Consider the following 21,865-nt stretch of genomic DNA (forward strand, 5'->3'; position numbering starts at 1 on the left):
TTAGGTCAAATCCTGCACCCCCTCCCGAGGTACCCAGTTTCGCACCCCGTTATCCTCCAGAATTCCTAGAGTCACGTCCGAGATATGCGGATCAGCCAGCAGCTTGTCCCTCACCTTAAACTTGATGTCATCGGCATCAGCCAGCGTCAGCCCGGTCTTAAGCTCAATTAGCCCCTCTACATGGTAGTAACGGCCTTCCTGCAGGATGCGCATCTGGTAAATATCGATAACCTGGGGTTCATCAAAAATAATCTTCGCAACCTTCTCCTCAATTTCCGGCGGAGCTGCTACACCAATCAGTCCAATCATGTTGTCATAGCCTACACGGAAGGCTACCCCGATCATCATAAAAGCAATCAGGATGCTTGTAATTCCGTCCAGCAGATGGAAATTGGTCAGCGCTGTCACCAGCACGGCAATCATTGCCAGCAGGCCTCCGGTCGTAGCTACCAGATCCTCGTAAAAGACAAGCCGGGTTGGCGGTGCGGCCCGCTTAACGTTTTTGAGCGAGGCTGTGAATTTCCGGAAGCCCTTGGCTTCCACCCGGGCATCGTGCAGCACTTCATTCATCGCTTTTACCCAGACAAAGCCATCCGCCCCGATCGAGAGCGCCAGCACCAGCACATTAATCCAGTACCCGTCTGCCTCTTCTGCCGGATGCTGCAGCAGATGAAAGCCTTCGAGCATCGTTTCGTACGCCATAATGGTGACAACAATTACTGCCACCATACAGAACAGGTTGATTACCCGCCCAAAGCCGTCCGGAAAACGGCGGGTTGGCCGTTTCTCAGCCAGCACACTGCCGGTAAAGACAAACATCTGATTGACGGCATCCGCAATGGAGTGCATCATCGTGGCAAACATCGAGCCACTGCCGGTCAGCGCAAAGGCAATTCCCTTCACAATGGCGATGCATGTATTGCCGATCGCTGCCGAGCCTGAAGACTTATTTCCTTTTTTAATTAAGCTTACCAGACTTTCCGTACTCTCTGCCATAGTTCATGATGCCTCCTTACGCGTTTTACATATGTATTTACTTAACCTAAAGAACCCATGTTCTATCAGCTTGAGAGGAGCCCATACCGTAAAAACAGTATGAGCTCCTCGCTGTTGCCGTAGCATTCAGCTGTATCAATCATAGCCCGCTTCGGTCCGGAAAGCCTGACTTGATCCACAATTTAGAGATATCGAGAAAACCGAAAGGACCTGTATGCAGGCCGAACAGACTCTGGTTGAGCTGTGCTCTTTTGTTCAGATGGCAGCCATACAGCACCCACGCCTGATCACGTAACATGGACTCTGTCTGCTCCAGCAGACGGCTTCTGCTATCCTCATCCAGCCCTGAGAAGCCGCTGACGGCCTGTCCGATTTCCGCCAGCTGATGGTTTAACAGCAATCTGTGCAGATGATTGGATGTGTTGACAAAATAATTAATCATCCCCCACTGCCAGTCATCCTCCAGCACCTCTTCGGCAAATACAAAGTCTGCCTGGCCGATAATTTCATCCAGGTTGAAATCCTTATACTCCAGCAATTGGATCGTTATACCGGCAGCTTCTCCGCGCCTTTGCAGCCACTTCGCTTCTTCGCTTTCCTCTTTTCTGGCTGTACAGGCCAGAGTAATCACTCCGCCGTCGTAGCCGCTTAACTGCAGGCTTTCCCTGATTTCTTCTATCCCCGGTTCGCTCCAGTCTGACTGGAGGCTTAACCAGGGCAAAAAGCTGGCTGCCGGGGTAATCCGGTTCCCGCCCAGCTCCTTAATTAAGGCAGTCGGGAGATACAGCATGCTCATGGCCTGACGGAAATGGAGATTATGCTGATGCCCTTTCTTACGGAAATTCGTCAGGATATATCTGCAGCCAAGAGCCGGATAATCAATGCTGTTATTATCACATGGTGCTTGAGACGGGCGGAGCTCTCCTGCTTCTGGAAGCTGGTATTGGCGGACACTGGCCCATTTATCCGGCAAGGACCATATTTCTACTTGGTCAAGCAGCGGACTGATTCCGTAGTAATCATCGAAGGCGGACAGCACAAGTACGTCATCGCTCAGGTTGATTACCCGGTAAGGTCCGGTTCCGGACAGACGGGCCGCATTAAACTCCAGATCATAAGGCAGAACTGACATATAGATTGAACTAAGCGCATGCAGGAAAAAACGGTTCGATCGTGACAGATCAAACCGGATCCGGTGATCACCAAGCAGCTCAATACCAATAACATCACGGAAATACCACATCGCCGGACTATTCTGATCCTTAAGCCGGAGCAGCGTCTCCTTAACATCTCTGGAGGTCTTCACCCGGCCGTGATGGAAGCGGACCCCTTTGCGCAGATAAAAAATGTAGCTGGTGCAGTCCTCACTTACCTCCCACATATGTGCAAGCGCCGGAGCAAAGCGGCCGCCGGATGCATCGTAGGTCACCAGGGTACTGTAAATTTGCCCTAGCAAAAAGGCCTCAAAGGCAGTATATACAAAGGCCGGGTCCAGATCCTGCACATGCCGGTTGCCGATAATCCGCAAAACATCCAGACCGGTTGTAGACTCTGCTTCACTATGGTAACCCATCTGTTTATTCAGCGTAGCCAGCAGCCGTTCCTTCAGCGGATTGCTTACCTCGGGAAGTCCGATCAGCTCTATCCCCTGTTTGATTCTCCCGCTTGTGACCAGCTCCAGCAGCAGCTCTTCCAGCACATCATCTGTGCTGCGCAGAAAAGTAATGGCCGAGATATGCCCCCTGCCTCTGCCCGGCTGCCACTGAATCAGAGCCTTCTCTTCAAGCCGCCGCAAAATAAATTTAACGTTGCGCGGGGTGCAGCACAGCACCTCTGCCAGCTGATCAATACTTGCCGGGAGCGGCTCCTGCAGCCTGGAAGGGCTGTTAAATGACGCTGATATCCTTAAATAATGAGCGATATGGTTGTCCAAATTAAACACTCCTGTAAAGGTGAAAGGATAAGGGGAAACCTTACACTTTTCTTTCCCCCTTTTAATATTACAATTATATAGGACAACGCCTGAAATAGGCAGTCTGTAAAATTCAGCTATTAGATTAGGAGAACCTCTGACTTATGAAACAGCATCTGCAGCATATCCATCCGCTGGCATGGACCATTATCATCGGGACTATGTTCGGCCGGCTGGTTACCTCCATGAGTATCCCTTTTTTATCAATTTATCTAACCCAGGTGCTCGGGGCATCGCCGACCCAGACCGGCTTTACCGTGGCCGTCAGTTCACTCGCCGGGGTAATGATCAGCTTCTACGGCGGTTACATCTCCGATGTCATCGGCCGCAAAATCGTCATGCTCGTCTCCGTCTTCGGCTGGGCGCTGGTGTTCTTCGGCTTTTCGGCTGCCCAGCATTTATGGGTATTTTTCCTCGTTAATACCTTGAACGGGATCTGCCGCGCGGTGTTCGAGCCAACTTCCCGGGCTATGCTGTCCGATATTACACCTCCTGAGCATAAGCTGCTTGTGTTCAACCTGAGGTATGCAGCGGTTAACCTGGGCGTGGTGTTCGGACCGATTATCGGCCTTCAGCTGGGATCGGCCGAATCAACTTTTCCGTTTATGATCGCGGGTTTCGTCTACATAGCCTACGGGCTGGTGCTGTTTATGCAGTTCCGGATTCATCATGCTACACTGCCCGGACATTCAGAAGTCACCGCACCCAAACTTAGTGCAGCGCTGGCTGTTACCGGACGGGACCGCGTCTTCCTGCCTGTCCTGCTTGGTACCATTTTTTGCGTGTTGGGTTATGGGCATTTCAGCTCCACATTAGCGCAATATCTGGCGATGAATACTCACTTTACGGACGGCGGTAAGGTCTTCTCTTACATGCTGTCGCTGAATGCAGTAACGGTGCTTGTCGTTCAATACCCAATTGTCCGCACAGCAAGTAAATTTTCGCCTATCATGCCACTGATCCTTGGAAATATCTGCGTCGCGCTTAGCATGCTGCTGTTCGGCGCTGCCGGCGGTATCGCCCTCCTTATGGTCGGAGTGATTCTGTTCACCGTTGGTGAGGTGCTGCTGTTCACCATGATGGATATGCTGATCGACCGGATCGCCAAGCCGGAATGGAAAGGGACTTACTTCGGAACAATCGGGTTCAACGGGCTAGGCAGCGTAATGGCGCCTATTCTGGGAGGTATGCTGCTAGACCAGTTTGGCGCCTCCAGCGGCCCAGCGGTGTTTGTGCCGCTGGCGCTGACAACAGCCCTCGGTCTGCCGTTCCTGATAACCGCCCATAAAAGGCTTAAAGCCAGAGAGCGGACTGAGGCTGGAAGTTACAATTAACGCGATGATTTAAACAAAGCATACAAATAGCGGCAGGTCAGGACTTTGTGGTCCGTGTCTGCCGCTATTTATTTCTGCATTTCGGGCTTATTCAATAGATAGTTAACATAATATTTAATATGTTACCCAATCTAGAATTAGCTTTTTTAGTCACAAGTTAAAAGTACACTTTTTGCAAAAGTACAATCTTTTCCTTAATGTAGTCCCTCAGCATTGTTGGCTCGATAACCTCGATGTCCTCGGGCAGCTGCAGCACTTTTTCGCAGGCCTGTTCATAGCTGTACAGATTAACTGTAAGGATATGATCTCCTTGATCAACTGCCCTTTCTATTACCTCCAGCCGGTTTACGAACTGCGGATCAGGCCTTTTTAACTTGAGCCTCACAGGATAATACTCCTCAGCCCTGCGGCTTTGTTTAAACAGCTTTTTCTGGCTGCTCCAGTATCCCTCTAATGAAAACCCGTCAGGAATCGCATACGAGTCTTCAAGCAGCTCTACAGAGCTGATCCGCTCACATTTGAATGTCCGCACTTCACCCGCTTTTTCACAAAACGCCGCCAGATACCACGCCCCCTGCTTCACTACCAGCCCGTACGGCTGCAGATTCCGCTCAGACCGCCCGCCGTCCACCTTACGGTATTCAATTCTGGCCTTACGCCCTTTCCAGAGCGCTGAACGGAGCAGCTCAACGTCAGGGAGCACAGCCGGTTCGTTCCACCACGGTGTCTCATCGAAATAAAAAACATTTTTAGCCTTGGTGATATCCTCCCGGTAGGCTGGCGGTAGCGTCTTTTCCAGTTTCAGCATGGCATTTTTGAGCTTCAAGGTAGACTCCTTCTGTCTGCCGTGATGAAATCCCAGACCCGTTAGATAAAGATGAACCAATTCATCCCCGTTCAACTGCTTCAGATTGACGATATAGCCTTCCATAAGAGAAATTCCTCCGTTGGGTCCGGTCGCCGTTACGATTGGGATTCCCGCTTCCGCCAGCACATCAATGTCCCTGTAAATGGACCTGACTGAGGTCTCCAGAGCAGCTGCCAGCTCATTCGCTTTGATTCTCCCCCTGGATTCAATCAGGAGCATGATTGCAATTAACCGGTGCACACGCACAACCATCCGCCTCTCCGCTTCAATTCTTGCCACTCTGTTGTCAACAATGGAGGTATATCATGGAATATATCAGACAAAAGGAGCTGTTGTAAATGAACATTGGCATTTTAGGCACAGGCTTTGGCGCATATCACGCCAGTATTTTAGCAAAATCTGAGATGGCCGGCCGTATAGTCATCTTTGGGCGGAATGAAGCCAAGCTGTTAAAGCTGAAAGAAGAATCAGGAGTAGAAATCAGCACTTCGATTGATGATGTCATCCGCGATCCCGGCCTTGATATCATCGACATATGTCTGCCCTCACATTTACATAAACAATACACCCTGAAAGCGCTTGAGGCCGGAAAGCATGTATTCTGCGAGACACCGGTCTGCCTGTCTGCAGAAGACGCCCGAGCATTGAAACGTGCGGAAACACACTATGCCAAAAGAGTGCTGGTCAACCAGTTCATCAAATTTGATCCGGCGTATCGTTATCTGTATGAGGCGGTGCAGCAGGAGAAATACGGCCGGCTCCTAAAGCTGAGCTTAGCCCGGGAAACCCCTCCCCTGTGGGGTAATTTGGGGCTTGATCAGATTGCCACTAGCCTGATGATTCATGAGCTGGATTTTGTAACCTGGCTACTGAAGGACGCGGCTCCAACCAGTGTCTGGGGCACCCGTGGTCCGCAAGACGGCCAGTCACTGGTTCAGGCAACCTTCAACACCCCGCAAGTGAATGTGCAGGTTACCGCAGCTTCTTTAATGCCGTCAGCCTATCCTTTTACAGTGAGCTATGAAGCATATTTCGAGCATGCCAAGCTTGAGTATTACGAAAAAGAGGATATGCATGGCGGCACGGATACCGCTCTCTATGAATACAGCCCTTCCGGCAGACAGGAGCTCAACCTGGATAAAACGAACGCTTACGAACAGAGCCTGCAGCACGCGCTGCAATGCTTCAAAAACAGCACAGAATCTGTACTCTCGCTCAATCAGGCGCTGCATGCCGTGATTACTTCTTTTGAGCTGAGAAAACGACTGACGGATTTGCTGCATTAGCCGCAGTTTCGTTTTCTTGTAAGGTATTGAATATCTGCTATTGTGTTTATGTTTGGGAGGGATTACCCCTCCTTTTTCATATTTATTTGTGATGTTGGTGCTCTAAAGTATGTTTTTGTACTTTGTAGCATGGAAGCGTGGTTTGAATGGTTTATTATTGTGAATTTTTCATATGTTGAAATAAAATAATCAAAGGCCAGAAATTGTCCTGGGTTATTTTTGATCATTTTGGTTAGAATGGTTGGTTTTTTTAGAAACGCGTAATGTGGTAACATATTAATTATTATGTTAACTTACGTTTGCTGATGGCTCCGTCTCCTTCCCCCCATTTTACCGAATTCAATTACAACGCCTCACTATCCTGTCCGTTCTCTCTTAAAAACTTCAATAAATCCGCTCTCAGCTGCCCGATCTCATTGTTGGCCCGGTTGGCATAATCCTCGAGCATCATATTCTTAACCATCCTCGTCCGCAGCCATAGCATAAAGAAAAGATCCGGCATTATGTTTGGAAGCTTAAGCACCATTTTTAGCACGGGTGATTCAATAGAAACGCCGGCTTTCTGTATTGCCCTTAGATATGTTTTTAAGGTAACTGTTATTTGGCGGGCTGTTTTCCTGGTACCGGGTGTTTTACGCTGTAAAAAGCTCAACAATGCAATGTCTGATACGGAATGTGTGATTAGATAGGCTTGCATATCTTTTTTAATGACATATGGAAGCTTCGCTGTTGTGAATATTTTTGCGAGGTTTTCTGTACGTTCTGTAACGGCACCATTAATTTCCCCGAATGCGGTTGCTCCTAGAAGCTTTGGCACGAACCTGGGATGCAAGACTCCTTCTATAATCTGTCCGCCGAAGCCGGGAAAAGCGGGTAAAAGCCGTTTCCCAACGATATTCAGCCACGAGGAAAATCCCGTTGAATTACTGGTCATCGTAACTATGTTTTTGCTTTGATTATCTTTTAGCGCCAATAAGGCTGCTTCAGCCCGGTCATACCGGACAGTAACGAAAATAAAATCATATTCATCGTCCTGTTCAAGCGTATCAATGACATGGACCTGTATCGATTGAACTCTGCCCTTTTGTACATATTGCAGGCCATTTTCACTTAAGAATCTAAATCTTTCAGATTGTGCGTACAGGCTAACGTCAAATCCGGCCTCAATGAGCTTCATTGCGTACATACTCCCGATTACCCCTGCGCCAAAAACTAAAATTCTAATTGGTTTTGCTGACATCGAAACCCTCCTGCTTGTTATTTCTTGACTATCCGACAACATGTTGTATGATGTGATCATAAAGCATTATTTTTCCTTGATCAACCATCAATTTTTTATAATCTGTCGGATCATAATTCGTTCACCAGCAGGAGGATACCATGAAAAAGCAACCCCAAATAACGGAGAAAACGAGACAAGTATTCATAGAAGTTTTTTGTGAGCTATACAGCCAAAAGCCGATTGAGAAAATTTCAGTTCAGGAAATAGCGAAAATTTCAGGATATAACCGCAGCACCTTTTATCAATATTTTACTGATCTTTACGATTTATTAGATTCTGTTGAGAATGACTTTTTAAATGAAATAAAAACCGAACTGGCCAATAAAGAGCTGTCCATGCACACCGTTCAAAATGCCCTCTATTGTCTGGATAAAAGAGAACATCTTCTGGTACTAAACGCCCTTTTAGGTGATTACGGAAGTGCACGTTTTTTAAAACGTTTGAAAAAAGACATCACTCCGGATCAATTAGCTATAAATGTCCCGCAGAACCATTCCTTAACGCCATATCTGATTGAGTTTTACCTGTCAACCTCCCTTTCTTTATTTCGTCTTTGGCTCCAGCGTCAAAAGGATTTATCGACAGTAGACTTTTTCATGTTAGTAGAGAACCTGTATTCAAGCGGGATTACATCCTATACTAAAGAGTAAGTTAACATAACTATTAATATGTTAACCACTTGCACTTGCCTCCCTCTTCTTCTCCCGGAAAATGAGCTTAAACAGCGGCGGAACGGCAAAAAAGATAAAGAATGTCCGGAATAGCTGAAAACCGGCTACTGTCGGCAGATCCGCCCCTACCTCATGGGCAATCAGGCTCATCTGGTCCATTCCTCCAGGTGCAAGGCTTAACAGCGCAGTAGATAAGGATACCGCATCGAAATAAGCGAACAGCAGGCTCATCAAATAAGCTCCGCCGATCAGCACAACACCGCTTCCTACCGCCAGAGATAAGGTAACCAGCTTATTGTTCAGCTTGCGCGGATTGAGCAGCATTCCCACGAATATACCAATCATCAGCTGGGCGGCATTCAGCAGCAGGCCGGGAAGTGCAGGTCCGCTCAGTCCGCTGATCTGCAAAACTGAGGTTATAAGCGCCGGGCCAAGCAGATAGGCTGTCGGAAACTTCACCTTTTGACCGGCAATGGCACAGAACGTGCAGGCAGCAGCATAGATGAAAAAGTTAGGATATAAACCTGACCATGAGGATGAAACCTCTGTTATGAGAGGGGCAACTCCTGCTGCTCCTGAGGTTTGGCCAAAGGCAGGACTAAAAATCAGCAAGGGTACGCAAATAATGATCATCATCAGGCGGACTACCTGTATAACGGTTACAACGGTAAGATTAACGTCTTCTGTCTCCTCTGCCAGCATAACCATCTGCGTGAGGCCGCCGGGAATACTGCCGAGCAGGACTGTTTTATAGTTCATTCCGGATATTTTAGATACAATAGCAGCAATCCCTGCACAAAAAAGCAGCAGCAATCCTGTCATGAGCAGCATAGACGGGAGCTGGCCTGCCATTTCCTTCAGCGCAGGTGCGGTTAGCGAAAGACCGATAGTATAGCCGACGATGATCATACCGCTATTTCTGAGCGGGCCGGGCCAGGCGTAGTACTGCTTCCGCAGATTTGCACCAATCAGGGTTGCAATCATCGGACCAAGCAGCCAGGGAATCGGCAGACCCAGCAGCATAAATAGACCGCCGCCGGCGAGCGCAGTAGCCAGTGTGACCCCAAATTTGACCGGTACCGGGACAACATTAGAATCTTTCATCTTTAACCCTCTTTTCCTGTCAGCCTGCTACTATGGGTTAGCCATTAAAGCCAGCACAATTAAAAGCCTGCAGCCGGGGCTGACAGGCTCTATTATCGAAGCAGGTAAGGCATGTCTGTTATTTTTTGACTCTGGCAGTATCGGCTGTACTGAAGTATTGACTGGGATTGCCCTGCCGCGAATTAAAGCGTTCTTTGAACTCCCCGTTCGTATATGCCCCGATTACCCTGTGCCAGAAATTACGGGCCGGTGTATTGGCGCGGATCTGTGAGACCTTCCAGTCTCCCGGGAACATATCGAACAGCCGGTGTGCTGCCCATGTACCTACTCCGCTGCGGCGGTACTTTTGCATTACGAAAAATTCCGTCATATAAAACTGTCCTTCAGGGTCCCGCAGCAGACGGTCCACCAGCGCAAAACCGGCGATATTCCCGTCTGCTGTAAACACATAAGCAAATTTATTGGTGCCGCTGCTCCAGTAGGCTTCAAGGCCCGGATACGCCGGGAACTTCCCCTCACGGTCCACCTCTATCTCCAGATAGCGGGTAAAATCATAAAGATAAAACTGCATCAGCCTGCTGATCATCTCTTTCTGCTCCTTGGGAACCAGCTCGATTCCAAGTTCCATTAGGCTCACCTCTGCGCTTCACGTTTTACTACACATCATATAACTTTATGATAAAATAGACAAACGCCGGTATACATACAGCCTATTATTTCCTGTTTTAACGCATATTCAGAAAAAGGTGATCTCCTTGAGCATACAAAAAAATAACGACCGCAAGCATCTGGATCAGCGTGTAGTCCACATGCCCTGGTTCGTCCAGCAATTTATTGATTTTAAGCGCCCGGATCTGTCCCCCTCTACCCTGCTGGAATATATCCGGGATTATGAATCTTTTTTCGGCTGGCTCCGGGCAGAGGGATTGTCCGCTGCTGACAGCAATGCAAACATCACCCTGCTTGAACTCGAAACCCTGCATATGGACAGTATCGTCGGATACCGGCTGTATCTCACAACCCGTGCCGAGAGTGCCAATTCCCGGGTAACAGTCTCCCGTAAGCTGTCCGCCCTGCGCTCCCTGTTCCATTATCTGAGCCAGATTGCCGAGGACGAGAACTTTTATCCGCTGCTGAAGCGCAACATTATGGCCAAAGTCGAAATTAAGCGCATTCATAAACCTAAAGACACAGCCGCCAAGCTGAAAGGTAAAATCCTTGAGGAAGAGGAGCTGCTGGAGTTCGTGGGCTACATTTATGAAGGGTATGGCCGTGACGTGGAGTCGAACAAGCAGGCTTATTATTCGTTTCAGCAGAACCGGGAACGGGATGCCTGTATCGCCAGTCTTATCCTGAACTCCGGCCTGCGGGTATCCGAGGTGGTCAATCTGAACATCGATGATCTGGACGTCAATAATAAGCTGCTCTACGTATACCGTAAAGGCAACAATGACGAAACCTTCAAAACCCCGGTCTACTTCCGTGAGCAGGCCAAGGATGATCTTGCACAATATTTAAGCCTGCGGCAGGCCCGTTATAAAACGCCCAAACGTGAAAAAGCTCTCTTCATCGCGCTGCCTAACGGCGCCCAGGAAGGCAAACGCATGACGAAACGGGCTATCCAGGAGATGATTATCAAATACGCCAAGCGTTTCGGCAAGCCTTACCTGACTGTCCATAAGCTGCGCCACTCCTTCGCTACCGATTATTATCTGCAGAATGACATCTACAAGACAAAGGAGCAGCTTGGACATGCCTCAACGGAAACGACTGAAGTATACGCCCACCTGACGGACAAAACGATGTCTGAAGCGATTGAACGGCGTCAGGATAGCTGAGGTTTCTTAAACTGCTAGTTTAGCATTATATATTTTGTTCTACTGCTGGAGGGAATTTCGTTGTCTGATAAACAAGAATTTACAAGCTATTCTGCTGAAAATGGGCTTAAGAGTCTGCGGGCAGACTGTGAACAATGCTTCGGGCTGTGCTGCGCCGCCCTGCCCTTTTCCCTGTCTTCCGACTTTGCAATGGATAAAGCAGCCGGACAGCCCTGCCACAACCTGCAGGAGAATTTCCGCTGCGGGATTCATACCCGCCTGCGGGAGTCCGGGATGCGCGGCTGCACTGTCTATGATTGCTTCGGCGCAGGGCAAAAAGTATCCATGGTTACTTACGGCGGCGCCGACTGGCGTCAGGCTCCGGCCACAGCAACGCGGATGTTTGAGGTTTTTCCGGTCATGCGCCAGCTGCATGAATTGCTGTGGTACATTACAGAGGCGCTTGGCTGGCCTGCCGCAGAGCCTGTCCATGCTGCTCTGGCAGCCGCACGGGACACGGCAGAGCAGCTGACGCTGCAGGAGCCTGATGCACTGCTGGAGCTCGATATACCTGCGCTGCGCCAGGAGGTAAATGAACTGCTGCTGCGGGCAAGCGAGCTTGTCAGACAGGCCGTGCGCAAGAGCCTGAAGCCGGCGCCGGCGCGCCAGAAAAACTACGGGCGCGGTGCCGATCTGATCGGCGCCCGGTTGAAAAAAGCCGATCTGCGTTGTGTCAGCCTGCGCGGTGCCTACCTGATCGCTGCCGATCTCAGCGGTGCTGATCTGCGCGGTGCGGACCTGATCGGTGCAGATTTCCGCGATACGAATATCTGCGGCGCCGATCTTTCGGCAAGCCTGTTTCTGACCCAGTTCCAGGTGAATGCCGCCAAAGGGGATGCGGCTACCAGGCTGCCGGGAACGCTGGTCCGTCCGGACCATTGGGCTGGTATGAATGCACACTAGCCCTCTAATTTACCAATAATAGCCATATTTAACCCTGCTTATCGGCCAGCTCCACAATGATGCGGTCGCCCTTACTGGGCGGCTGGGAAGTAACCAGAAACTCAACATCTTTATCAGATTTATTTAACATCTGATGTGCAACGAGTGGCGGGACCTCTTTTCCCTCCTGAGCATTTAAAGTATATTCAACGCCGTCCACTTCCAGTGTAGCCGTCCCGGACAGTACAAAGAAAAACTGCCGGGACTGCTCGTGATAATGCCTTACTTCCGCTGTATCTGCCGGCATCCGCTCATGGATAATACTAAGCTGTTCCTCCTTTACTAAATGCCAGCCATCACACTGATCTCCCCATATATAGTGCTCTGCATTCTGTTTGCTGATGGTCATTCGCAGAATCCTCCTTTGTCCAGGTGTTAAAACCGCTGCTAATCAGCAGCTTAGCGATTTGGCGCATTTCTATTGTGAATTTTTCATATGTTGAAATTTTGAAAATTAGAGCGTTGATTGTATAAAAATTCGGCCATGCCTGCGATCTCGTTGATTTCAAAAACCTGCGTTTGCTGCTGCGAAACTGCCGCAATTACATCAGGGATCATTTGTTCCCATGCGGCAACTGCGGCAATGTTACGGGTTTGCTGCAGTAATTCAAGATCCTCCTGTCTTCTGATCAGTACAATCTTCGGGTACGCTTCCTGCTTGAACCCTTCTACGAGGACGTAATCATAACTGGAAAAGACCGTTATCAGCTCTGATAAGCTGCTGCCCCGTTCCTCGATGACAGAGGTGCGGGCTGCGCTTGTAATGGCAACCGCCATTGCACCAGCCTGGCGCTGCTTCCACGTATCCGTCTCGGGATGGTCCATGTCATATTCATGTCCGTCATGCTTGATGACGGCAACGCGCTCCCCTTTCTGCTTCAACAAGGGAATGAGCGCACAGACGAGTGATGTTTTGCCGCTGTTTTTATAGCCGACAATCTGGCAGACAGCCGGATTACCCGATTGGACTTGTGCTCCCCGGATACGCCGCTTGGAGCTCCGCTGTGGGCGCAGTTTCAGCTTCACCCTGCCGATATTGTTTTTTTGACTCCGCAACAGTAATCCCCCTCTCATCCCTGCCCGCCAAACTCACCCGGCAGCTTCAGCACCTTTACCTTGTCCCCTGTCTTCATCCCCCGCACTTCAGGCGGAACGACGATCAGACAGTCACTGTCCTTAATCGTTACCATGACGGACGACTCATCGATGCCTGCAGGATATGCATAAACAACCCCGTCACGGACCGCCAGTCTGGCGCGTACAAACCGGGTATAATTGTTCACTCTGGTATAATCTGATCCCATAAAGGCGGTCCATTCCGGCAGCAAAGTCTGCGTAGATCCCAGCATTAATGAAATGACCGGACGGGCAAACAGATGGAACCCGACAAAGCTTGCACCAGGGTTGCCTGATAGTGCCAGCAGCAGCTTGCCACCCCGCACGGCAGCCGTAGTAACGCTCCCCGGACGCATCGTGACTTTATTGAACAGCATTTCCCCGCTTTTTTCCCGGACCAGATCGCCCATAATATCGTAATCACCAACAGAGACTCCTCCGGTTGTAATGACCAGATCATGGGTTTCCAGCGCCATCTGCACCCTGCTGCGGGCCAGCTCCAAGTCATCAGCAATCGCGCCGAGCATAACCGCCTCTCCTCCTGCTTCCCGGACCAGTGCTTCAAGCATCGGGGAATTACTGTTGCGGATTTTTCCGGGCTGCAGCGGTTCATCTACCTCCAGCAGCTCTGTCCCGGTTGCAAAAATAGCCACCTTCGGCCGCCGCTGCACCTTTACTACAGGAAAACCGAATGCGGCGAGCGCTGCAATATCCCCTGCAGCAATGGTGCGTCCTACCGGCAGCACAGGATTGCCCTCTTTTAATTCAAAACCAAGGGGTGTAATATTGCTGCCCGGCTGCTGCGGCTTCCGGAGACCCACATAGGTTGTACCCTCCAATATTCTGGATTCTGTAATCTCAATCATTACCACCGTATCCGAGCCTTCAGGCAGCTGTGCTCCGGTCATAATCCGCGCAGCCGTGCCGGGTGTGATAGTTTTAGAGGATACTGCTCCGCACGGGATATTGTCTATAACCTCCAGCCATACCGGCTCCTCCGCATTACAGCCTGCCGTATCTGCAGCCCTCAGCGCATATCCGTCCATCCCGGAGCGGTTAAACGCCGGAAACGGATGCGGTGCATGGAGCGGCTCCGCCAGAACCCTTCCGCAGCATTGGCTGAGCGGCACCTCCTCGGTTCCGAGCAATTTGGCATGTTGCATAACCCGTGCCTGGGCTTCCTGTACCTGCAGCGCTTTACGCTGGAACTTCTGATCCGCACTATCCCGATGTCTGTCCATATTTACCTCCGTTAACCGTGATGATTTACTTACACTATCTTAACATGGGGTAATCTAAAGTAAAATTTCCTGCCGTATTGGCACGAATAAACGCAAAAAAGGACACCCGTGCTGAGCCGCACAGGCATCCTGAACCTTCAAACTATTCCTTATCGAAAATGTCAGCTTTTCTTTCCCCTTGTAATGGTTCAAGGTTGGCACGGAAACTATTAAGACGCGCGGATGACCCGTACATCGGCCGGGATGATCTTTTCCCCTTCATAGAGCATAAAACGCCCGTTCTGCCACTCCACCCGCAACAGCCGGTAATCATCAGACTGGTACTGCCAGACGTGCTGTGATCCTCCGTTCATATAAGGGGTCTGGCCCGTAATAGCCGCATAGCCTTCGTATTCTTCTTCCAGATAAAAGGTATAGCCGTCCAGTTCCAGCGTTGCCGGCACCTCAGCCGGATTGTCCAGACGCCCGTCGATCGGGTGATACAGCGCATATTGCAGCTGCTCCCGCTCTTCAACATGCAGATAAGCAATCCGGCTGCCGTCGCGCAGCGTCAATACGGCTGCATTCCGTCCGCTGGTCATCGTCCGGCCGGTTACCTCATAGGTGACCAGAGAGACCTCACAGATATCGCCGGGTGTCAGATTCAGCATGCTTTTGGGCGCCTCCGGTACCGGAGGCTTGGAGAAGATGTTCCCGATTCTTTTCCAGATGCTCACAATCCATCATTCCTTTTGCAAAAGATAATAGTAAGCTCCATCATGTACACGTCCGCTTTATCCGCGGATAAATGCGGCAATAATCAGAGCTCCGTTCACATGCAGAGATCCTGCCAGCAGACCGTAGCCTATTTTGCCGAGCCGGGTTCCATGATCGAGATCGATTTTGCCCCATTTGCCGAGCAGCAGCTCAACAGCTTTCTCCACAATAAACAGCAGCCAGAAGGAGACGATCGATACGACAAGTGCATCTCCAAGACTGCTGGATGCTGCAATGGAACAGGACAGGATATAGCCCTGGGCCAACAGCTTAAGCAGGAAACGGGCGGTTACCGCCATATTGCCTGCCTTTAATTCCTCCAGATCGTTATAACGGGTAAACAGCGAATCTACGAACATCAGCGCAAACAGCAGTACTGCGCCGCTCACCGTCCATACAACCATGGACACCAGAGTATGGAAATCCATTTCTTTAGCCCCCGTTTGTTCAGTTTGCCTGACCGGCACAGCAAGCATAGATAAGGCGAAGGAGAAACGTTTCTGTCTCTCCTCCGCCTGTCAGCACCGGCCGGAAACCGGTGAACGCTGCTATATTACTGCTTGTCGTACTGCTTCATCAGTGCTGCCAATTCGTCTTCAACAGCCTGGTCCTTGCCAAGCTTCTCGAATTCATCGTCCAGCGATTTGTTGCCCGAGCTCATTTCATTGCTGGCTTCAGCCTGTGCTTCAGCGGCGAGCATCTTCTCTTCCATCCGCTTAAGTCCGGCGGAAGCCGAGTCAGAGCTGAATCCGCTCATCGCTTTGTTGATTTCAGTCTGTGCCTTAGCCGCGTTATAGCGGGCAACAAGGGTCTCGCGTTTGTTCTTCATCTGGGTAAGCTGCTTTCGCATTTCATCCAGCTTGCCGCGCAGATTGTCCGCGGAGGCCTTGTTCTGGTCAAAGCTGGTCTTGTATTCAACCAGCTTGGCTTCAGCAGACTTCTTCTCTTCCAGTGCTCTGCGGGCCAGATCAACATTACCTGCCTGGGCTGCAGTATGAGCCTGCTGGTTACGCTTTGCTACAAGAGCTTCCTGCTCTTCATACAGCTGCTTGAATTTCTTCTCGATGGCGATCTGGGCGGCAACCGCCTTCTCCGCATCTTCAAGATCCTCGGTCATATCACGGATATATTGGTCGGTCATCTTAATCGGGTCTTCAGCCTTGTCAATAATGGCATTGACGTTGGACATGGTCAAATCACGCAATCTTTTAAAAATAGACATGGTTCATTCCTCCAAAATAAAAGTTAACTGCTCATTTGGTATCTTTTACGCAGGGAGTGCCGCTATCGTTTCATTTTTGTTGCGTTAAATATTGATCCACTTTATTATTTACAATTCTGACGACCTGCATGATACCTTCTTTACTCAGATTATCATAATGGATGCCCATTACAACTGTAACCGTCCTGTTCAATGCAGCAGCGGCTCTAAGCGCAATATTCTCGCTGATCGTATGCTCCTTATGATGGGGAACAGCCGCTGTCGCCGCTTTGACGGCTCCGCCGTCAACATACGCAGTGCTTGAGGCACCGATGTGGCGGACACCGCCGGTAATGAGCAGCAGCAGATCATTACCGACATCCGTTGCTGAAAGCTCAATATCTTCAAATTCCGCTTCTTCAAAAGACAAACGTATTCCTCCCTACCCTTATATTAACCCCAGTGCATACAGGTATCTCAGGCAGGAAGTAATTCTAGACGATTCCGCGGATCTCATCAAGAGAAGAAATATTCTCCTCCAGCATGAACTGGTGCAGCTCCTCAACCAGCGTGCTGCCGGCCCGCATGTTCATGAAGTTATAGGTTCCTACCTGGACCACCGTTGCGCCAGCCATAATAAATTCAATGATATCCGTAGCGGAGGTAATTCCGCCCATGCCGATTACAGGTATTGAGACCCGGTGTGCAACCTGATGCACCATACGTAAGGCCACCGGCTTGATTGCAGGACCGGACAGGCCTGCATACAGATTATTAAATACGCTGCGGCGGCGGCGCACATCAATCTTCATACCGGAGATCGTATTGATCAACGATACGGCGTCCGCTCCTTCCGCTTCACACATCTCCGCCATTTCGGCAATATCCTCGGCGTTCGGGGACAGCTTCACGGCCAGCGGCAGCCGGGTGGCAGCTCTCACTGCACGGACAACCTCCCTGGCGGCCGGTGTTTTGACCCCGAAGGCGATACCGCCCTCTTTGACGTTAGGGCAGGAAATGTTGAGCTCAATCATATCCACAGCCTGTCTGCCCGCCTGTGCCCGCTGATCCGCGTCACGCTGGATCAGCTCAGCACCGAGCACATAGTCCGGCAGGGTGTTCCCGCCCAGGTTCACGATCCGAGCCGTATCCAGCGTCTCCCAGTAAGGCAGCTCCTTATCCAGAAAAGCCTCTACACCCGGATTCTCAAGTCCCACACTGTTCAGCAGCCCGGAAGGCGTCTCATAGACGCGGATTCCAGGGTTCCCCGCTTTGGCCTGCAGGGTAAGACCTTTACCGGAGATTCCTCCAAGCATCGAGACATCATAGAGCTTGCCATATTCTTTGCCGAAGCCAAAGGTGCCGGAAGCCATTACAACCGGGTTCTTGAAATGAACACCCGCGATTGTTGCTGTTGTATTAACCAAAGTATTAAGCATGGAAAACAACCTCCTCGGCAAGGAATACAGGACCGTCTGAACAGGCTTTACGCTGGCCGTCAACACACGACACGCTGCAGACCAGGCAAGCGCCGATTCCGCAGGCCATCCGGTTCTCCAGCGAGAGATATACATTAGGGCGTCTGCCGTCCACTCCCGCAGCAGCTCCCTTCATCTGTGCCGCCTGCAGCATCGGCTGCGGTCCGCAGACAAAAATATGGTCATACCTGTTAAAATCCACGCTGTCAAGAATGAGTCCGCCGACATCAACGGTAAGCTCCGCTGCAAGCGGCCGGAAAGCTTCTGTCCGGAAGGCTTCTCTGCTGAAGCCGAGATACACATCACTGCCAGGAAGCTGACGGGCGCAATAATATAGCGGTGCGATGCCGATTCCTCCGCCGATCAGTGCGATTCTCCCTTCCACCTCCGGGAAGCCGTTGCCGAAGGGTCCTTCCAGCTGAACCGGATCTCCCGGAGTCAGCTCCGCAAAAATCTCCGTTCCTTCACCAACTACATGATACAGAAATTCCACACCGTCATCGTTCACTTGATGTATGCTAAGCGGTCTGGACAGCAGCGGATAGGCTCCCCATGCCCGCAACATGTAGAATTGACCCATTGTACCGCCGTAATCCCCTTCCACCCGAAGGTGGTACACTCCATTAGCCAGCCGCTCGTTACTTATTACCGTCGCCACGTTATCAAGCTCCTTCAAATTTTATCTTATTAACCATGCCTTAGAAGGAGCTTAAAATCTGTGACATACTTCACAATATTAACGATCTATTTTCTTTTCCATACACCGCGCTCATAAGGCACCGGCACATTGGCTTTATCCACACCTCCGAGGGCCCCTTCTGCATGCAGAGTCCAGTAAGGATCACTGAGCATTCCTCTGCCGACAGCTACCAGCTCTGCCTTTTTCTCCTCAATAACAGCCTGAGCTTCCTTATAATCATCCAGCCGGCCGACGGCGATTACCGGAATTTGAAGCCCGCTGCGGATATACTCCGCCAGTTTCACCTGATAGCCTGGTCCGGCATTAGGCACACCGCCAGAGCCAATCGGGCCTTCACCACCTGAGGAGACATGGAACATGTCCACACCGGCAGCCTTGTACCGGCGGCAGAACTCCAGTGCATAGGTTTCATCGTAACCGCCTGCTACATATTCCGTGGCCGATACCCGCATAATCAGCGGCATCTCCGGTGGAAGGACTTCTTTAACAGCCTGTACCACCTGCTCGCCGAACAGAAGCGGGTCTGCCCCGTATTCATCCTCTCTGATATTCGTCAGCGGCGAGTGGAACTGGTGTATCAGATAGCCGTGGGCACCATGAAGCTCAATCGTATCAAAACCGGCCTCTACTGCCCTTCTTGCCGCTTCACGGTAAGCACTGATCATTTCAGCGATGCCTTCCGCGCTCAGTGCCTGCGGCGTTTTGGAACGTTCATCAAACGGAATAGCCGAGGGTGCGACAGGCGGATTGGCATCAAGCGCTTTGCGTCCCGCGTGTCCGAGCTGAATCGCAATTTTAGCACCGTAGGCATGTACAGCATCTGTTATTTTGCGGTAAGCCCCGATCTGTCCTTCTTCCCATATTCCGGTATCTTTGTTGGTGATCCGCCCGTCAGGGTGTACGCCGCTCATCTCTACAATAATAAAGCCCGTACCGCCGACTGCCCGGCTCACATAATGTACGAAATGCCAGTCATTCGGTATGCCGTCCTCCTGCACTACTGCATATTGGCACATCGGTGGCATGACGACCCTGTTCTTTAATACCAGCGCTTTTAACTCATATGGCGTGAACAAATCAGACATTTCCGTTCCCTTCTTTCCCTGAGCTCTATTATTTAACGGGCTAATCTCCCGGATAGGCTAAGTATACACGGATTTTTGACGGTGTTAAAATTTTGGGCACAGAACAGGATACCGGCATAAATCCGCCGCTGCCGGGGGATAACAAGAGAACCAATCATTGGCCAAGGATGGTTATAAGGAGGTATTACGCATGGAGCAACTGTTAAAAAAACGGAAATTATATGTACTGTTCTGTCTGATTCTAATCCTGCTGTTAGCTGCTGGTCAAAGTACTCCTGCACCGGCCGCTGCTTCCGGATCATTACATACACCCGTTTATGATCCTGAACAGCTGCAGGAATTGGACAGGGAAGCCGGACAGTCTGTTGCTGCAGGCTCTTCGCTTCAGGCGGCAGCCCGGCGCAGCAAACGGAACAAGGGGCTGACTCTCAGCCAGCTGATCCGGAAATATCCGGAGACGATCCTTGTACAGGGTCCGAGAACCCGGATGCTTGCACTGACCTTTGATGATGTGCCTGACCCGCGGTTTACGCCGCAGCTGCTGGATGTTCTCCGCAAATATCACGTTAAGGCCACCTTCTTTGTGGTCGGCAGCAGAGCTGAAAAGCACCCCGAGCTTGTAGCCCGGATCATCCGTGAAGGCCATGTTATCGGTAACCACTCCTACAACCATCCGGAGTTCGGCAAGCTGGGTATGAATGAATTCCGTATCCAGATTATCCGCACTGAAAATATAATCTCCGCGCTGGCCGGCTACAAGCCACGGCTGATCCGCCCGCCCTACGGGGATATCAGCGAGCCCCAGTTAAAATGGGCCAAGGTGCACGGCTACAAACTGGTCAACTGGAATGTTGATTCACTGGACTGGCGGGGGCTGTCCAAAGCCCAGGTCAGAAATAATATTGTAGCGCATGCCGGCAAAGGGGCTATCATTCTGCAGCACGGCGGCGGCGGTAAAGGCAGCAACCTGCAGGGAACGATTCAGGCACTGCCTGAAGTGATTACAATCATGCGCAAAAGAGGCTATACTTTTGTAACCGTACCTTATATGCTGCAGGTGTCCAAAAACAAATAATATAAAAAAAACGGATACCTTCCTAATATGTAGGACGGTATCCGTTTTATGCGGATAATCGTATGAAATTGTACTGTGAGTGATTCTAATCAATAATAAACAGGTTTACATACTGGTAGCCGAACTCTGCAACCGAGCTTTGGCTGCCCGGAATAAAAATATCGATCCGGTTGCCTTTGATCGCGCTGCCTGTATCCGTTGCTGTAGCCAGGAAGGCCACCTTAGGCAGACCCGGATGGGAGTGGCCGGTTACGAGCACTTTGGTTCCCAGCGGGATAACACTTGGATCAACCGCGATGGTTCCAAGCTTCAGCGCATTGCCGAAATAGTCGACAGCGCCCCAATTCCCGTTCTCACTGGCTGCAGCAGAATATGCTGAAGCTTTGACCTGAATTACTTTTTCGTAGCTGAATTCTTTGCCCCACGCCTGTACGGTGTTTGTAGCAGCTTCGACATTCAGACTGGCTGTAATAATTGATGGCTGAGTAGCGGCTGCAGCGGTAACCGTTGTTTTCATCAGGGCAGCAGTCTTCGGCGCTGTAATACCCGGGATGGTCAGGCTAAGACCGGGATAAATATTCCCTGCTCCTACAGCCGGATTGGCATTCATAATCTCATCCACGCTTATGCCATAATAGTTAGATAGAGTATAATAAGTTGTACTTGCTCCTGCAATATGTACGCTGTCTGCCTGAGCGGGCGCTGTATGCAGCATTGTGCTGATCCCCATTGCGGCAGCAAATAGTGTAATGGCTTTGAATCTGATCTTCATGTGTGCCTCCTTCATTAGTGGGGTGTGCAGGAATTTCCCGTTCTCACACCGAAATAATTCTGGACTTATGTACCTTCTTGCCTGGCAGCTAAGTGCAGTGCTTTATTAA

23 protein-coding genes are annotated in these 21,865 nt (G+C 50.5%); 6 read left to right on the plus strand and 17 right to left on the minus strand.

The window, feature by feature from the left end; genetic code table 11:
- Together NST84_RS16170 and NST84_RS16175 are read right to left on the minus strand one after the other, a co-directional pair.
- A complete protein-coding gene (locus NST84_RS16170; protein ID WP_342561210.1) occupies nt 1-996 on the minus strand; it encodes a cation diffusion facilitator family transporter in 996 nt (331 codons plus the stop codon).
- Between the two features lie 139 nt (nt 997-1,135).
- On the minus strand, nt 1,136-2,929 hold the full coding sequence (locus tag NST84_RS16175; RefSeq protein WP_342561211.1) for an ABC transporter substrate-binding protein: 1,794 nt from the start codon (nt 2,927-2,929) through the stop codon (nt 1,136-1,138).
- A gap of 143 nt (nt 2,930-3,072) precedes the next feature.
- Between NST84_RS16175 and NST84_RS16180 the strand changes: the two genes are divergently transcribed.
- Nucleotides 3,073-4,302 carry an MFS transporter gene (locus NST84_RS16180; protein ID WP_342561212.1) on the plus strand — a complete coding sequence of 410 codons (1,230 nt, stop codon included), beginning with the start codon at nt 3,073-3,075 and terminating at the stop codon, nt 4,300-4,302.
- A gap of 157 nt (nt 4,303-4,459) precedes the next feature.
- Here NST84_RS16180 and NST84_RS16185 read toward each other — a convergent pair whose 3' ends face one another.
- The gene (locus tag NST84_RS16185; RefSeq protein ID WP_342561213.1) at nt 4,460-5,449 is read right to left on the minus strand and encodes a YafY family protein; all 990 of its coding nucleotides are present in this window, start codon (nt 5,447-5,449) and stop codon (nt 4,460-4,462) included.
- A gap of 59 nt (nt 5,450-5,508) precedes the next feature.
- On the opposite strand from NST84_RS16185, the gene NST84_RS16190 reads away from it, so the two are divergent.
- Complete coding sequence (locus tag NST84_RS16190) at nt 5,509-6,456, plus strand: Gfo/Idh/MocA family oxidoreductase (protein ID WP_342561214.1); 948 nt, start codon at nt 5,509-5,511, stop codon at nt 6,454-6,456.
- A 343-nt stretch (nt 6,457-6,799) separates the two neighbouring features.
- On the opposite strand, the gene NST84_RS16195 is transcribed toward NST84_RS16190, so the two are convergent.
- Nucleotides 6,800-7,696: a 2-dehydropantoate 2-reductase N-terminal domain-containing protein gene (locus NST84_RS16195; RefSeq protein WP_342561215.1), complete on the minus strand. Its 897-nt coding sequence runs from the start codon at nt 7,694-7,696 to the stop codon at nt 6,800-6,802.
- A 140-nt stretch (nt 7,697-7,836) separates the two neighbouring features.
- Between NST84_RS16195 and NST84_RS16200 the strand changes: the two genes are divergently transcribed.
- On the plus strand, nt 7,837-8,388 hold the full coding sequence (locus tag NST84_RS16200) for a TetR/AcrR family transcriptional regulator (RefSeq protein ID WP_342561216.1): 552 nt from the start codon (nt 7,837-7,839) through the stop codon (nt 8,386-8,388).
- Between the two features lie 21 nt (nt 8,389-8,409).
- Here NST84_RS16200 and NST84_RS16205 read toward each other — a convergent pair whose 3' ends face one another.
- Nucleotides 8,410-9,513 carry an AbrB family transcriptional regulator gene (locus NST84_RS16205; RefSeq protein ID WP_342561217.1) on the minus strand — a complete coding sequence of 368 codons (1,104 nt, stop codon included), beginning with the start codon at nt 9,511-9,513 and terminating at the stop codon, nt 8,410-8,412.
- Nucleotides 9,514-9,631: 118 nt separating this feature from the next.
- Nucleotides 9,632-10,141, minus strand: coding sequence for a GNAT family N-acetyltransferase (locus NST84_RS16210; RefSeq protein ID WP_342561218.1), 510 nt, complete (start codon nt 10,139-10,141; stop codon nt 9,632-9,634).
- Between the two features lie 127 nt (nt 10,142-10,268).
- On the opposite strand from NST84_RS16210, the gene xerS reads away from it, so the two are divergent.
- A complete protein-coding gene (gene xerS / locus NST84_RS16215; RefSeq protein WP_342561219.1) occupies nt 10,269-11,351 on the plus strand; it encodes a tyrosine recombinase XerS in 1,083 nt (360 codons plus the stop codon).
- Nucleotides 11,352-11,411: 60 nt separating this feature from the next.
- The gene (locus NST84_RS16220; RefSeq protein ID WP_342561220.1) at nt 11,412-12,293 is read left to right on the plus strand and encodes a pentapeptide repeat-containing protein; all 882 of its coding nucleotides are present in this window, start codon (nt 11,412-11,414) and stop codon (nt 12,291-12,293) included.
- Nucleotides 12,294-12,321: 28 nt separating this feature from the next.
- Here the strand turns inward: NST84_RS16220 and NST84_RS16225 are convergent, their stop codons facing one another.
- The 10 genes from NST84_RS16225 to NST84_RS16270 all read right to left on the minus strand — a co-directional run bounded on the left by NST84_RS16225 (nt 12,322) and on the right by NST84_RS16270 (nt 19,909).
- Complete coding sequence (locus NST84_RS16225) at nt 12,322-12,681, minus strand: cupin domain-containing protein (protein WP_342561221.1); 360 nt, start codon at nt 12,679-12,681, stop codon at nt 12,322-12,324.
- 83 nt (nt 12,682-12,764) lie between these two features.
- On the minus strand, nt 12,765-13,388 hold the full coding sequence (gene mobB / locus NST84_RS16230; RefSeq protein WP_342561222.1) for a molybdopterin-guanine dinucleotide biosynthesis protein B: 624 nt from the start codon (nt 13,386-13,388) through the stop codon (nt 12,765-12,767).
- 14 nt (nt 13,389-13,402) lie between these two features.
- Nucleotides 13,403-14,689 (minus strand): gephyrin-like molybdotransferase Glp, encoded by a 1,287-nt coding sequence (gene glp, locus NST84_RS16235; protein WP_342561223.1) that lies wholly within the window; start codon nt 14,687-14,689, stop codon nt 13,403-13,405.
- 209 nt (nt 14,690-14,898) lie between these two features.
- The gene (locus tag NST84_RS16240) at nt 14,899-15,405 is read right to left on the minus strand and encodes a DUF4178 domain-containing protein (protein ID WP_342561224.1); all 507 of its coding nucleotides are present in this window, start codon (nt 15,403-15,405) and stop codon (nt 14,899-14,901) included.
- Between the two features lie 57 nt (nt 15,406-15,462).
- Nucleotides 15,463-15,873 carry a DUF350 domain-containing protein gene (locus tag NST84_RS16245; protein WP_342561225.1) on the minus strand — a complete coding sequence of 137 codons (411 nt, stop codon included), beginning with the start codon at nt 15,871-15,873 and terminating at the stop codon, nt 15,463-15,465.
- 125 nt (nt 15,874-15,998) lie between these two features.
- On the minus strand, nt 15,999-16,667 hold the full coding sequence (locus tag NST84_RS16250) for a PspA/IM30 family protein (protein ID WP_342561226.1): 669 nt from the start codon (nt 16,665-16,667) through the stop codon (nt 15,999-16,001).
- 70 nt (nt 16,668-16,737) lie between these two features.
- Nucleotides 16,738-17,076, minus strand: coding sequence for a hypothetical protein (locus NST84_RS16255; RefSeq protein ID WP_342561227.1), 339 nt, complete (start codon nt 17,074-17,076; stop codon nt 16,738-16,740).
- A gap of 64 nt (nt 17,077-17,140) precedes the next feature.
- Nucleotides 17,141-18,085, minus strand: coding sequence for a dihydroorotate dehydrogenase (locus tag NST84_RS16260; protein ID WP_342561228.1), 945 nt, complete (start codon nt 18,083-18,085; stop codon nt 17,141-17,143).
- On the minus strand, nt 18,078-18,782 hold the full coding sequence (locus NST84_RS16265) for a dihydroorotate dehydrogenase electron transfer subunit (RefSeq protein ID WP_342561229.1): 705 nt from the start codon (nt 18,780-18,782) through the stop codon (nt 18,078-18,080). Before NST84_RS16265 ends, NST84_RS16260 begins: the two co-directional genes overlap by 8 nt.
- 86 nt (nt 18,783-18,868) lie before the next feature.
- Nucleotides 18,869-19,909: an NADH:flavin oxidoreductase/NADH oxidase gene (locus NST84_RS16270; RefSeq protein WP_342561230.1), complete on the minus strand. Its 1,041-nt coding sequence runs from the start codon at nt 19,907-19,909 to the stop codon at nt 18,869-18,871.
- Nucleotides 19,910-20,099: 190 nt separating this feature from the next.
- On the opposite strand from NST84_RS16270, the gene NST84_RS16275 reads away from it, so the two are divergent.
- On the plus strand, nt 20,100-20,984 hold the full coding sequence (locus tag NST84_RS16275) for a polysaccharide deacetylase family protein (protein ID WP_342561231.1): 885 nt from the start codon (nt 20,100-20,102) through the stop codon (nt 20,982-20,984).
- An 85-nt stretch (nt 20,985-21,069) separates the two neighbouring features.
- On the opposite strand, the gene NST84_RS16280 is transcribed toward NST84_RS16275, so the two are convergent.
- On the minus strand, nt 21,070-21,756 hold the full coding sequence (locus tag NST84_RS16280) for a 3D domain-containing protein (protein ID WP_342561232.1): 687 nt from the start codon (nt 21,754-21,756) through the stop codon (nt 21,070-21,072).
- Nucleotides 21,757-21,865: the final 109 nt, after the last annotated feature.

It is taken from the genome of Paenibacillus sp. FSL R7-0345, from assembly GCF_038595055.1.
Lineage (GTDB): Bacteria > Bacillota > Bacilli > Paenibacillales > Paenibacillaceae > Paenibacillus_AQ.